The 12,154-nt window shown below is 67.6% G+C and carries 12 protein-coding genes; 5 read left to right on the top strand and 7 right to left on the bottom strand.

Going from position 1 to position 12,154, the window contains the following annotated elements; genetic code table 11:
* Positions 1-20: 20 nt before the first annotated feature.
* Positions 21-815 carry a hypothetical protein gene (locus HWX62_RS11110; protein ID WP_175985134.1) on the bottom strand — a complete coding sequence of 265 codons (795 nt, stop codon included), beginning with the start codon at positions 813-815 and terminating at the stop codon, positions 21-23.
* Positions 816-1,117: 302 nt separating this feature from the next.
* On the opposite strand from HWX62_RS11110, the gene HWX62_RS11105 reads away from it, so the two are divergent.
* Positions 1,118-4,123: a M48 family metallopeptidase gene (locus HWX62_RS11105; RefSeq protein ID WP_175928549.1), complete on the top strand. Its 3,006-nt coding sequence runs from the start codon at positions 1,118-1,120 to the stop codon at positions 4,121-4,123.
* A 3-nt stretch (positions 4,124-4,126) separates the two neighbouring features.
* On the opposite strand, the gene HWX62_RS11100 is transcribed toward HWX62_RS11105, so the two are convergent.
* From HWX62_RS11100 to HWX62_RS11085, 4 genes are all read right to left on the bottom strand, one after another.
* Positions 4,127-4,621 carry a periplasmic heavy metal sensor gene (locus HWX62_RS11100; protein ID WP_175928550.1) on the bottom strand — a complete coding sequence of 165 codons (495 nt, stop codon included), beginning with the start codon at positions 4,619-4,621 and terminating at the stop codon, positions 4,127-4,129.
* Entirely contained in the window at positions 4,618-5,037 is a 420-nt protein-coding gene (locus HWX62_RS11095) for a hypothetical protein (protein WP_175928551.1), read from the bottom strand. Before HWX62_RS11095 ends, HWX62_RS11100 begins: the two co-directional genes overlap by 4 nt.
* The gene (locus tag HWX62_RS11090) at positions 5,034-5,831 is read right to left on the bottom strand and encodes an RNA polymerase sigma factor (RefSeq protein WP_175928552.1); all 798 of its coding nucleotides are present in this window, start codon (positions 5,829-5,831) and stop codon (positions 5,034-5,036) included. The genes HWX62_RS11095 and HWX62_RS11090 overlap by 4 nt, the downstream gene beginning before the upstream one ends.
* Positions 5,832-6,058: 227 nt before the next feature.
* Complete coding sequence (locus HWX62_RS11085) at positions 6,059-6,352, bottom strand: YXWGXW repeat-containing protein (RefSeq protein WP_175928553.1); 294 nt, start codon at positions 6,350-6,352, stop codon at positions 6,059-6,061.
* A 318-nt stretch (positions 6,353-6,670) separates the two neighbouring features.
* On the opposite strand from HWX62_RS11085, the gene HWX62_RS11080 reads away from it, so the two are divergent.
* From HWX62_RS11080 to yddG, 3 genes are all read left to right on the top strand, one after another.
* The gene (locus HWX62_RS11080; protein ID WP_175928554.1) at positions 6,671-8,356 is read left to right on the top strand and encodes a metallophosphoesterase family protein; all 1,686 of its coding nucleotides are present in this window, start codon (positions 6,671-6,673) and stop codon (positions 8,354-8,356) included.
* A gap of 106 nt (positions 8,357-8,462) precedes the next feature.
* The gene (locus tag HWX62_RS11075; protein WP_244136024.1) at positions 8,463-8,762 is read left to right on the top strand and encodes a hypothetical protein; all 300 of its coding nucleotides are present in this window, start codon (positions 8,463-8,465) and stop codon (positions 8,760-8,762) included.
* Positions 8,763-8,935: 173 nt separating this feature from the next.
* Positions 8,936-9,877: an aromatic amino acid DMT transporter YddG gene (gene yddG, locus HWX62_RS11070; protein WP_175928555.1), complete on the top strand. Its 942-nt coding sequence runs from the start codon at positions 8,936-8,938 to the stop codon at positions 9,875-9,877.
* Positions 9,878-9,895: 18 nt separating this feature from the next.
* On the opposite strand, the gene HWX62_RS11065 is transcribed toward yddG, so the two are convergent.
* Both HWX62_RS11065 and HWX62_RS11060 read right to left on the bottom strand, forming a co-directional pair.
* A complete protein-coding gene (locus tag HWX62_RS11065; protein WP_175928556.1) occupies positions 9,896-10,528 on the bottom strand; it encodes a LysE family translocator in 633 nt (210 codons plus the stop codon).
* 118 nt (positions 10,529-10,646) lie between these two features.
* A complete protein-coding gene (locus HWX62_RS11060) occupies positions 10,647-11,543 on the bottom strand; it encodes a LysR family transcriptional regulator (protein ID WP_175928557.1) in 897 nt (298 codons plus the stop codon).
* Positions 11,544-11,861: 318 nt separating this feature from the next.
* On the opposite strand from HWX62_RS11060, the gene HWX62_RS11055 reads away from it, so the two are divergent.
* Entirely contained in the window at positions 11,862-12,119 is a 258-nt protein-coding gene (locus tag HWX62_RS11055) for a hypothetical protein (protein ID WP_006478949.1), read from the top strand.
* The last annotated feature ends 35 nt before the right edge of the window (positions 12,120-12,154 follow it).

Raw genomic sequence — 12,154 nt, 5'->3', positions numbered from 1 at the left:
GTCCGGCGCGTACGGTTACCTCAGCGTGCGGCACCCGCATCGCCAAGGCCCGCAACATCCTTGCCGGACAGCTTCGACAGCAACGCTTCCATCGGCAGCTTGCCGGCTATCCGCGGCTGCGAAAGACGCAGTTCGCGAAACGCGGAATCGATTTCCTCCCGGGTCGGCTGCAATGGCGCAAGCGCGGACGCGAGGGGCGGGACAATCTGCTTGACCATGTAGCGACGCCCCGTCGCCTTGATTTGCCTGACGACGATCAACACGCCGAGCGCGATGAAGAAATAGATGCCGTAGGTCGTCGCGCCCGGTGCGATCATGCCCACCGTCACCGACCCGATGATCGCGACGGCGAAGGCGACGAAGATCGCGAGTATGTCCCGCCAGTTGATGCGGCTCGACGCGAAATAACGCTCGACCTTCGTCGACAGCACCACGAACGGATCGCGAATCAGCGCCTGTCGCTCGTCGGGCTGCAGCGACGGGAGCGCGGTGCGAACCCGCTCCTCGAGCACGAGCCGGTCTCGCCATGCCGATTCCAGATTGGGAAAGGTCTGCGCGGTCAGTTCCGGCAGCGGCGCGGGCTTCGGCGACACGCTCGCATAGGTGGACAGCTCGCTCTTGACCGGCGTTCGGCAAGTCTGGCAAGTTCGCTGATATCCGACCAGCCGCCCTTCCCCGACCGAGATGTTGTAGACATGGCCGGCGGAACCGACCCGCTGCAATTCGAACGTACGCGGCGTTCGGCAGATCGGACAGAAGTCCGCTACGTAGCCCTGCTTGCGATAGACTAACTTCCGCCCCCAGAAGACGAACATGGTATTCCCCCGGATTCCGGGGATACGCCCCGGCATGCACGTTTCATTGATATTTGTTTGCCAGTCCGAAACGACACGGCGGCTTATTCTGCCTGATCTTTTTTCCGATGGGTGGCGATTTTGTCGGTCGGGGAATGTCGAATACGCAACACGATGCGAATGCTTTCATCCGGTTTTCATCCCGCCTTCGATGGCAACGCGGTTCCAGGAAGCGATACGCCGGCACGATCGATCGGCTGTCACATTCCGATGTCCTGATCGCGCGACAGACGCGCGGCTTACGCTCATGGGTCGATAACACGATGGTCACCATTTACCCCGCCGGGCCGCGCGACGTGCCGGCCGGACTCACGCGCGCGAGCCGCGCGTATCGCCGCAACGTGTGGCTGGCGGTTACGGGCCTCGTGCTGTTCATCCTGCTGTATCTCGCGCTGACCGGCTGGTTCGCGTTCTCGGCAATCACCGGTGCATTGCGGCTCGCGCTGGATGGCGGGTCGGCCGGGTTGCCCGAATGGCTCGCGTGCGGCGGTAGCCTGTTCCTGGCGGCATTCCTGGCCAAGGCGCTCTTCTTCGTCCGGAAAGACGAGCGTGCGGACCGCGTTGAATTGACGCGCGCGCAGCAGCCGCGACTGTTCGCGTTCCTCGAACGTATCGCCGACGACGCCGGCGCGCCGCGCCCGAACAAGGTGTTCGTCAGTGCGCGAGTCAATGCGGCCGTCTTCTACGACCTGTCGCTGCTGAATCTGGTTCGGCCCTCGCACAAGCATCTGGAGATCGGGCTCGCGCTCGTCAACATGCTCAACCTCACCGAATTCAAGGCGGTGTGCGCGCATGAGTTCGGTCATTTCGCGCAGCGGTCGATGGCGCTGGGCCGATGGGTCTACACGGCGCAGCAGATCGCCGTTCATATCGTCGCGCAGCGCGACCTGCTCGACCGCCTTCTGCACCGCCTGTCGAACCTGGACGTGCGCATCTCGTGGATCGGCTGGCTGCTCGGCCTCGCCGTCTGGGCATTGCGATCGATCATCGACATAGCATTCCGCCTCGTCGTCCTCGCACAACGTGCGCTGTCGCGCGAAATGGAAATGCAAGCCGACTTGGTCGCCGTGTCGCTGACCGGCAGCGATGCCATCGTGCATGCGTTGCACCGGTTGCAGATTGCAGACGACGCATGGGACCGCACGTTGGGCCTGCTGCGCAGCGAAGTCGCCAACGGCCGGCCGCCGCGCGATGCATTCGTCGTGCATCAGGCTTTTGCCGATCGCCTCGGTCGCATCTACAACGATCCGGCCTACGGCCAACGCCCGCAGGTGCCGGCGGACGCAGCCGGCGCGTTCCGCGTGTTCGACCGGGAAATCGCGCAGCCGCCGCGCATGTGGGCCACGCATCCGCAAAATCACGAACGCGAGGAAAACGCGAAGCGCACGTATCTCGCCGCGACCGCCGACGAGCGCAGCGCGTGGCTGCTGTTCGACGACGCGCCCAGCCTGCGCGAACACCTGACGGCCACGCTGATCGGCGACACCGGATACACGCCGGTGGACCCCGACGTTTCGCTGCGGCAACTCGACGAACATTTCGTGCAGGAACATCTCGGGCCGCAATATCGCGGCATCTACATGGGTTTGCCGGCCACCCGGCACGCGCGGTCCGCGCAGTCGTTGACCGAGCCGGTCGCGCACGGCGGTTCGCTCGATATCGACACGCTGTACCCGGCGGCCATCGGCCACGATCTCGAGCGGCTGCGCAAGCTCGATCGCGAGCATGCGCTGCTGTGCTCGCTGCGCGACGGGCGCTATCAAGCGATCGACGGGGTCATCCGCCACCGCGGCCGGATACTCCGGCGCGCCGAGTTGCCCGGCGCGATCGACGCCGTCGATGCCGAGCGATCCGCCGCTCGCGGCCGCCTGCAGGCGGTGCTGAAGGCGGTACGCAGCGCCCATCTGGCCGCCGCCGACACGCTGTCGCCAGCATGGCGGGCCTATCTCGAAGGCTTGCTGCGCTTGCTTCACTATGCGGAGCACACCGAAGCGAATGTGCGCGACGCTCACGCGCATCTGTCGCTGTGGCGGCAGCGGGCCACGGCAGGCGGGACGATCACCGAGCACGGCATCGGCCATATCGTCCGCGCGGCCGAGCAGTTGCAGCGGGCATTGGCACAAGTCTTCCAGCATGCGGAGGACGTGCGCCCTGGCGCGCCCGTGCTGGCCGCGCTCGACATCGACAATTGGCCCGGCGCGCTGGCGCAGTTCGCGCTCGCCGAGCCGGTTCGAAACAACATAGACGGCTGGCTGCGTGCCGTCGGCGGTTGGGTCCAGCATGTGACCGGTCACCTTTCCGCGTTGCGCCGCGCGACGCTCGACGAACTGCTGCGCGCGGAAGCGATCGTCGCCGCCCATGCGAGTTCCGGCGCACCGGCGACGGATGCGCCGCCGGCGCCAACCGTTCCGGCCGCGTACGACACGCTGGTCGTCGGCACGGAGCGCGTGCTGCACGTCGACAAGCCGACCTTCCGCGAGCGCTTCAGCACGGCCAGCGGCGTGCTTCCCGGGATGGCGCGCGCGGCCGTGGCGCTCGGAATCGTGGGATCCGTGCTCGTGTTCGGCTGGATGCAAGGCCGCGTCACCGTTTCCGTGTACAACGGTCTCGCGCGCCCCGTGTCCGCGACGATCGACGGACGGCGCGTCCAGCTGCAACCGGGTGCGTCGGCCGATGTGATCGTTCACGGCGGCCGCGATATCCGTATCGTCAGCACGACTGCCGATGGCGAGCCGATCGAATCGTTCGATGCGCCAGTCGGTTTTCGGCATGCGCGGTTCGTCTACACCGTCGCCGCCGCCGCGCCGCTGCGTCTCTGGACGGCCGCCTACGGCAGCGCATCCGCGCCGCCGCCGCACTGGCTCGCGCCGCTCCGATGGCAGCCGGCTTCGGCCGACTACGTCTTTACCCGCCCGCCGGCCAGCATTCGCACGAAGGACGGCGGCGCGACGCGCACCGTGCTCGATGCAGCCCATGTCGTCGCACCGGAGACCCTGGTGCGCGCGGTCGGCGACAACGCAGCGGCGGCGATGGTGTTGTCGCACGTGCGATACGATCCGCCGGACTCGCCCTACCTGCGGAACTGGCTGGATCTCGCCCGGACGACACCCGGCTTCGATCGGGCGCTGGCAGCACGACGCGCGCATTTTCCGGCCGACGCGTCCGCGCCTGGAATCGGCAAGACGGCAACCGCGAGTCGCGTCGACAACAGCGTCGGCAACGAAGGCCTCGCATGCGGCGACGCCTGTCGCAACGCCGATTCGCGATGACGATTACGGGCTCTCCGGTGCGCCCCGCTTCTTCGCCGGTAACCGCCAGTTCCCGCTGCGCCGCAATCCGTCGACGAACTTCGCGCGCTCGTCCGCGGTCAGCGTCGCCGCGAAATCGACGACACTGCGCTCGACCTGCGCACGCAACGCGCTATCGGCGGCCCGCGTACGATCGAGCGCTGCGTCGATCGCCGCACGATCGAGTTGCGGCGCGGCCAGCAGATCCAGCACCGTGATCCGTCCGTCACGCCCTTCCCGCGCGAAATCCCGGCCGTCCTTGCGCGCCGCCTTCAGCGCCGCCACGAACGCCCGCTGACGCGCATCGGGTAATTCGTCCGCGGCGAAACGCAGGGCCGTGCGCTGAGCGGAGCCGCCGGCCGCATGCTCGTCGCGATGCGTGGCGAACCACTGATACGCGCCGCCGCCGATCGCGCCGAGCATGAACACGTTCAGCACGACCGAGCCGACGAGAATGAATTTCCAGCTGCGTTCGCTCATTCATCGGCTCCGTCGATGCTCGGGCCACCGAACGTCGTCGTCAGGTAGCCCAGTTCGTGTTGCGCGATCGGTGCGCTACCGAGCATCAGCATCGACACGGCCACCGCGCCCGCGAGCGCGCCGGCCAGCCCGACGCCCGCGAACGCGGCGCCCGACCACCACACGCTGCCGCGGCGTCGCGCGCGTTGCGGCGCCGGCGCCGTCGCGACGATGCGCTCGACCAGCGCCGGCGCGGGCGGCGCGACCGTGTCCTGCATCAGCCACGCATCGAGCTCGGCGGCGGCGTCGAGCGCTTCCAGCGCGTCGCGCGGATGCGCTTGGGCCCACGCTTCGGCCGCCGCGCGTTCGGCTTGCGGCCAGCGCCGCGCGTCCGAGCCGTACGCGGCGACGATGGTGCGGAATCGTTCGGGTGTCATCGCTTGTCCTCGCTAGGTGGGTCGCCGGCCAGTTGCGCGCGCAGGTTGCGCCGCGCACGGGCGAGCAGGCTTTCCAGCGCATCGACGGTGATGCCCATCAGGTTGGCCGCTTCCACGTTCGACATTTCCTGATAGTACTGGAGCACCAGCGCTTCCCGCTGCCTCGGCGGCAACGCGGCCAGCGCCTGCTGCACGCGCGCGTCGCGCGAACGCAGTTCCGCATGCGCGGCCGGCTCCGGCTGCGTGTCGGGCACGTCGGGCAGCGTATCGACGGGCTCTTCGCGCCGGCCCCGCAAGCGGTCGTAGCACAGGTTCAGCACGACGCGATGCAGCCACGTGTCGAAGCGCGCTTCGCCTTCGCGCCAGCGCGGCGCGTGGTTCCAGATTCGCAAGAACGTCTCCTGCGCGACGTCCTCGGCTTCGTTCCGGTCGCCGAGCATGCGCGTCGCCAATGCGAGCAGCCGCGGCAGCTTGCGTGCGACGAGCACGCGCACCGCCGACGCATCGCGCGCGCCGACGCGCGCGACGAGTTCCGCGTCCGGATCGCGGTCGCCGCGATCGTTCAACGCCGCCTGCTCCGTCGCGCGGCGCGCCGGCGCCGCCCTGTCGCGACAGGTATACCCGCCGCCCGGTTGAAGCTCATCGTCGTGCTCTCCTTGCATGCGTCGGGATATCGCCTGACGGCGCCATGGCGACGGTACGTCGGCCCCGCGCGCATCGCACACGGCGTCGCACACGGCGTCGCACACGGCGTCGGCCGCGTCGGTTTCATCGGCATCCGGTTCGCGCCGCATGTCGATCCTGTCGGCCGGCCGCGCGACCGCCGGCCGGCGCGCTCAATATACGACGACCGGCGCGGGCCGGTAATACACCGGACGGGCCGGCACCACGACGCAGCCGGCCAGCACGATCGCGGCAGCCGCCAGTATCACGACGGTTCGAAAAGGCATCGCTTCGACTCATGATGTTGCGTGAGCAATCCGCCGCGCCGGCATCGCGTGCCGCGCGTCGGCGTGCATGTTCAGGCCCAGTGCCCCGGCACCCAGCGCCAGGCCGGGCCGCGCGCATCCCAGTGTCCGGGCACCCAGTGGTAACCGACGCGCACGACCTGCCAGTGGCCCGGAATCCACTCGTAGCGGCCATGGTGCCAGTGCCCCTGATCCCATACGTAACCCGCACGGGGTGCCGGCATCACTTCGACGCGCGGCGGCGGCGGCGCGTACGGCGCGACGATGACGGCCTGCGCGAATACGGCGGACGTCGCGAGCGCGGCCACGCATGCGGCGGCCCATCGCAATGGAACAGAAAGTTTCATGAAAGACTCCGAAATAACGGCATCGACCGGAAGCGGTCGTTCATGCGTTAAACGGAGCCGGCACGGCATATCCGTCGCGGAATCGGCAAATAATTTTTCGGTGGGCCGACCCTGCGTCGGAGCGCACCGGTGGCGCGCGACGCGATCGTCCGTATCGGCCGCCGCAAGCGCGGGGTTGCGGAACTGTCACAACGCGGCAAAACTGCCCTTCGACAATGCAGGCGACCGGAATCCCGCTCGTTTCCGGCCCATGCCCCGGCCGTGCTCGCGCATGGCCGCGCGGTTCCCCTCGCGCCCCATCAACGAAAACACCGAACCATGTCGAACCAGGACACTCTCCCCGACCAGCCGAACGAGCCGGCCGCCTCCGTGTCGCGTCGCGGCTTCCTGAAACTCGCCGGCGTCTCCGGCCTCGCCACCGCCGCCGGCGGGCTCGCGGCCGCCCGCGCCGCCGCGTCGAACCCGGACGGCACACCCGAACAGGTTCACCTGACGTGGGGCAACGACCCGACGTCCGAAGTGGCGATCTCGTGGGCGTCGCTCGCCCCGGCCGTCAATCCGCGCGCGCGCATCGTCGCCGACGGCGAGCCGGCGCGCACCGTGCACGGCGTCCAGCGCCTGTACACCGACGGCCTGAACGGCGAGACCGTATTCACGTACCACGCCCGCGTGCACGGGCTCAAGCCGGATACGCGCTATCGCTACGAGATCACGGCCGACAACGACAGCAATGCCGCGCAGCCGTTCTCCGCATCCTTTTCGACGGCGCCGCGCGGCCGCGCGCCGTTCCGTTTCACGAGCTACGGCGATCTCGCGACGCCGAACGGCGCGTGGGTACTGTCGTCGCCTCAGAGCCGCTTCGCGGTGCAGGCCGTCGAACAGTTCCAGCCGCTGTTCCACCTGCTGAACGGCGACCTCTGCTACGCGAACCTGAACCCCGCGCACCAGCCCGAGGTGTGGCGCGATTTCGGCAACAACAACCAGACGTCGGCCGCGAATCGCCCGTGGATGCCGTGCCCCGGCAATCACGAGATCGAATTCAACAACGGTCCGCAGGGGCTCGATTCGTACCTCGCGCGCTATACGCTGCCGGAGAACGGCACGCACTTCCCGGGCCGCTGGTACAGCTTCCGCGTGAGCTCCGTGCTGTTCGTGTCGCTCGACGCCGACGACGTCGTCTATCAGGATGCCGCCGCGTTCGTCGGCGGCCCCGCGCCGCTCGTGCCGGCCGCGAGCACCGGCCGGTCGCCGATCGAGCCCGGCACGTCGTTCTACGTGCGCGGCTACAGCAACGGCGAGCAGACGCGCTGGCTCGAACGCACGCTGCGTCATGCCGCGCATGACGACGACATCGACTGGATCGTCGTGCAGATGCACCAGGATGCACTCAGTTCGTCGAAGACGGGCAACGGTTCCGACAAGGGCATTCGCGAAGCATGGCTGCCGCTGTTCGACCGTTACGGCGTCGATCTCGTGCTGTGCGGCCACGATCACGACTACGAGCGCAGCTACCCGGTGCGCGGCTGCAATCACCGCGCGGGCGTCGATGCGAAGACCGGCGAAGTGGTCGAGACGCTGCAGCCGCGTCCGGTCGGATCGAACGATCCGAATCGGACGACGTTCGACACGAGCCACGGCACGATCCATCTGATCCTCGGCGGCGGCGGCACCAGCGCGCCGCTCGACGTGTACGGCGAAAACCCGTCGACCGGCTTTGCGCAGGCGAAGGTCTTCACGAAGCCGAACCGGCCGGTGCCGGGCACCGCACCGAACACGTTCGTGCGCCAGCCGGCCGATGCGCTCGAGGATGCGATCTGGTCCGCGCGCCGCGATACGGGTACCGGCTACGGGATCGCGGTGTTCGACCACGACCCGGGCAAGCCGGGCGGCCACACGACGATCACGATGCGCTACTACCATGCGCCGGGCGCCGACCAGCATCCGACCGCGCAGTACGAACTGTTCGAGACGATCGAGCTGAGCAAGAAGCGGCGCGAGCGGTGATCGACCCGTCGGGCGCTCGCTGCGGCGGACGCCTGATGCGTTGCCGTCGGCGGATACGAGGCGCGGCGCGAGTTGGACTGCCCGCCTCGCACCCCAGTCCACGTAGATGTGTTTCGAAGACTGCCTTCACACGCTCCCTCCCGCCAACGCATTCGATGCCATCGCCAATGCGCCGCGACAAGCACATGGCGACATCGACGTCGATCCACATGAACGACGGCTTGAGATTCGCGACGCGGCCGGCGGCTGGCCGCTGATCGATCTGTCGATCGACGACACCCGGTTTCCCCCTTGTCACGACGCTCGGTCCGATGCGGAATGCGATGCTCGACGCGATCGAACACGCGCTGTCGGAAATCCGCGCACCGTCGCGCATCGACGGCGCATGATCGGTTCGCGCGACTGAATCGATCGTACACGCCGTTCCGGCTACATCGCCGGAACGGTTGTGCCCTCGTAAAATGCGCGTCTCCGGCGAAATCTTCGCTTTTCTCTTTGGATCGCCGCTCGCAATGACAACACGCGCGAGCCGACCGAATCGTCCGAAATCGAATTGGCATGTTGAAACAGGCAGCAAGCATGAAACGCAAGAACAACGCAACGCTCGTCGGGCTCGGCGCGGTGTTGTTATGGGCCTCGGTGGTCGCGCTCGTTCGCGGGGTCAGCGAAAGCCTCGGCGCGACCGGCGGCGCGGCGATGATCTATACGGTGGCATCCGTGCTTCTGCTGTTCTCGATCGGCTTCCCCGACCTGAGCCGATTCCCGAAGAACTATCTGTTCTGGGGCGGGTTGCTGTTCGTGTCGTACGAGGTGTGCCTGTCGTTGTCGATCGGCTATGCGACCAACGGTCGGCAAGCGATCGAAGTCGCGATGGTCAACTATCTGTGGCCGAGCCTGACGCTGGTCGCGGCCATCGTGTTCAACCAGCAGCGCGCGAACCTGCTGGTCGTGCCCGGCGTCCTGTTGTCGATGCTCGGGATCTGCCGGGTGCTCGGCGGCGACCAGGGGCTCGATCCCGCCGGCATGCTGCGCAACGTCGCCGACAATCCGCTGAGTTACGGGCTGGCATTCGTCGGCGCGCTGATCTGGGCCGGCTATTGCACGGTGACCGCGCGCATCGCCGACGGCAAGAACGGCGTCACGCCGTTCTTCATGCTGGTCGCCGCGGTGCTCTGGATCAAGTTCGCGCTCGAAGGCGGCGGCGGCATGACGTTCAGTTTTCACGCGGTCGTGTGTCTCGTGCTGGCGGCGTCGGCGCTCGGCTTCGGCTATGCGGCCTGGAACACCGGCATCATGCACGGCAACGTGACGGTCATCGTCGGCGCATCGTACTTCACGCCGGTGCTCGCCGCCGCCCTCGCCGCCACGCTGCTGCATGCGCCGCTGTCGGCCGAATTCTGGCAAGGCGCGTCGATGGTATGCGGCGGCTCGATCCTGTGCTGGCTCGCGACGCGCGGCCGCCGCGACAAGGCCAAGCCCGTGCGGATCGCCAAGGAGGCCGAGGGTGGTTGCCACGGGTGACGATGCCCGGTGCCGTCGTCAACTTCGCGATTCCAGTGCGATTCGCACGGCCAACCCGGCCAGCACCGTCCCCATCAGCCAGCGCTGAACCGCCGCCCACAGCGGCCGCCCCGCGAGGAAGCCCGCGATCGAACCGGCCGCGCACGCGATCAGCGCATTGACGCTGACGCTCACCGCGATCTGCACGCAGCCGAGCGCCAGCGATTGCGCGAGCACGCTACCGTGCCCCGGGACAATGAACTGCGGCAGCAACGACAGATACATCACCGCGATCTTCGGGTTCGCGAGATTCGTGACGAAGCCCATCGTAAACAGCCTGGCGCGGCTGTCGTGCGGCAACTGCCGGACCTGGAACGCGGAGCGCCCGCCCGGCTTCAGCGCCTGCCACGCCAGGTACGCCAGATACAGCGCACCGGCAACGCGCAGCGCATCGTATGCATACGGCACGGTCATCACCAGCGCGGTGATGCCCGCTGCCGCGCACACCATGTAGAACACGAAGCCCAGCGCGACACCGGCGAGCGACACCAGCCCGGCACGGCGTCCCTGGCAGATCGAGCGCGACACCAGATAGATCATGTTGGGGCCGGGCGTCAGCACCATGCCGAGCGACACGAGTCCGAACGCAAACAAGGTGGGCAAGGCCGGCACGGCACGCTCCTTCAGTAAAACGACGACGAGGTCCGAACAATGTATTGCATCTCGGCCGTCATCGTCATGAATAAACTGCAAGCCCATCATGAGCGCCGCTCATCGTGCCCGTCGGTCGCTACTTGCCCTTTTTCGCGCGCATCCGGGCCGTCTTTTCCGCCTTCGGACGTTGCGCGTCGACGAGCCGCACGAACGCGTCGGTGACCGCGTTGCCGGCGGTATTCCATGCCAGCCGCACGGAGCGATGCAGCCGCGGCGACAAGGCCAGCACGCGGCCGCCGAACGGCGTGTACGTGAGCGTGATGCGCGGCACGATCGATACGCCCATGCCGGCCTCCGCCATCGACAGGATCGTGCGCATCTCGACCACGTTGAATGCGGCCCGAAGCGGTACGCCGCCGCGCGCGAAGTAATCCGCGATCACCGGCCCGCACCCCGCCTTCGAGAAGATGAACGGCGCCGCGGCCAACTGTCTGGCCGATATGCTCTTGCGGCCGGCGAACATGTCGTCGGCCGCCACGGCGACGAAGTCCTCGTCGAGCAGCGGCAGGTTGTGCGCGAACGTTTTCGTACCGGCCACCACGCCGACGTCGGCCGTCCCGTCGTCGATCCACCCTTCGACTTCGCTGTCCGTGCCCTCGAGCAGCACCGCCGACACGCCCGGGTGCATCTCCTTCAACGCCTCGAGCGCGGGAACGACGAACGCGAGCGACACGCTCGGCAGCGACGCGACCACCAGCTTCCCTTCGAGCTTGCCGCGCGACAGGCTGAACTGCTGGCGCAGCATCTGTGCTTCCCGTACCACGCTCTGGACATACGGCCACAGACGTTCGCCGGCAGCCGTCAGGACGACCGGCTGCCGGTCGCGCCAGAGCAGTTTGACCTGGGTGATGTCCTCCAGCTCCGTCAGCGCGTGGCTGATCGCGGATTGACTGCGGCTGAGCCGGTCCGCCGCGGCCGTCAGCGAGCCGAGTTCGACCACGGCAGCCAGGGCCTGCAACTGGGCAAGAGTCATCGGGTTTCCTCGTTCAGGGTATGTATGTTGCGCATGATGCAACCGATCTTCTTGAATTATATTGAACCCGATGCGGCGGTCATGCACCCGGCATGCGCGCAGACAAGATTCCGGTCGCACCGACAACGCGTGCCGGCCCCGTCCCCGTGCGAGGAATCCGTAGGGACAAGGACGGGGAACGGAACTGTAGTGCGAGAGAGCGACGCCGGCTCGGTTGGTTCGCATTCCGATTCAACGACCCGAGTCTGCACCTGCAGCCGTCGCACCCTTCCGGCGCCGCGCCCTGCTCCATTCCCGAAGACGCGTTAGACTACTCGGATGGAACAATGCCGTTATTGCCAGAGAATCCGCGATGAATGGGATTGCCACGGCGACGAATGCCGTCGGGCGATCGCCAAGGCGCTGCGCCGGCAGCGCGCGGGCCTGCCGATGGTGCCCGATCGCATCCGCAACGAGCTGCCGTCCGGCGCGCCGACCCAGCAGGTGATCGCCGTCCTGTCGCGCCAGCGTCTGCGCGCGCGTCGCGGCAACGAGGAGCGCCGCGAGCGCAAGGAAATCGACGACGACGGGGTCTGATCCGCCCGTCCGCAGCCCGCCCGTCCGCCGCGCCA

The sequence above is a fragment of the Burkholderia sp. BCC0506 genome (genome assembly GCF_902833145.1).
GTDB lineage: Bacteria > Pseudomonadota > Gammaproteobacteria > Burkholderiales > Burkholderiaceae > Burkholderia.
The sequence above is the reverse complement of the archived record's forward strand: the minus strand, read 5'-3'. Positions and strand labels throughout refer to the sequence as shown.

What these genes read in the sequence shown, in the direction of transcription:
- HWX62_RS11085 (WP_175928553.1), bottom strand. Translation starts at nt 6,352, where the DNA reads ATGAAACTTTCTGTTCCATTGCGATGGGCCGCCGCATGCGTGGCCGCG.
- HWX62_RS11075 (WP_244136024.1), top strand. Translation starts at nt 8,463, where the DNA reads ATGTGTTTCGAAGACTGCCTTCACACGCTCCCTCCCGCCAACGCATTC.
- HWX62_RS11100 (WP_175928550.1), bottom strand. Translation starts at nt 4,621, where the DNA reads ATGAGCGAACGCAGCTGGAAATTCATTCTCGTCGGCTCGGTCGTGCTG.
- HWX62_RS11110 (WP_175985134.1), bottom strand. Translation starts at nt 815, where the DNA reads ATGTTCGTCTTCTGGGGGCGGAAGTTAGTCTATCGCAAGCAGGGCTAC.
- HWX62_RS11055 (WP_006478949.1), top strand. Translation starts at nt 11,862, where the DNA reads ATGGAACAATGCCGTTATTGCCAGAGAATCCGCGATGAATGGGATTGC.
- HWX62_RS11090 (WP_175928552.1), bottom strand. Translation starts at nt 5,831, where the DNA reads ATGCGGCGCGAACCGGATGCCGATGAAACCGACGCGGCCGACGCCGTG.
- HWX62_RS11105 (WP_175928549.1), top strand. Translation starts at nt 1,118, where the DNA reads ATGGTCACCATTTACCCCGCCGGGCCGCGCGACGTGCCGGCCGGACTC.
- yddG (WP_175928555.1), top strand. Translation starts at nt 8,936, where the DNA reads ATGAAACGCAAGAACAACGCAACGCTCGTCGGGCTCGGCGCGGTGTTG.
- HWX62_RS11080 (WP_175928554.1), top strand. Translation starts at nt 6,671, where the DNA reads ATGTCGAACCAGGACACTCTCCCCGACCAGCCGAACGAGCCGGCCGCC.
- HWX62_RS11060 (WP_175928557.1), bottom strand. Translation starts at nt 11,543, where the DNA reads ATGACTCTTGCCCAGTTGCAGGCCCTGGCTGCCGTGGTCGAACTCGGC.
- HWX62_RS11095 (WP_175928551.1), bottom strand. Translation starts at nt 5,037, where the DNA reads ATGACACCCGAACGATTCCGCACCATCGTCGCCGCGTACGGCTCGGAC.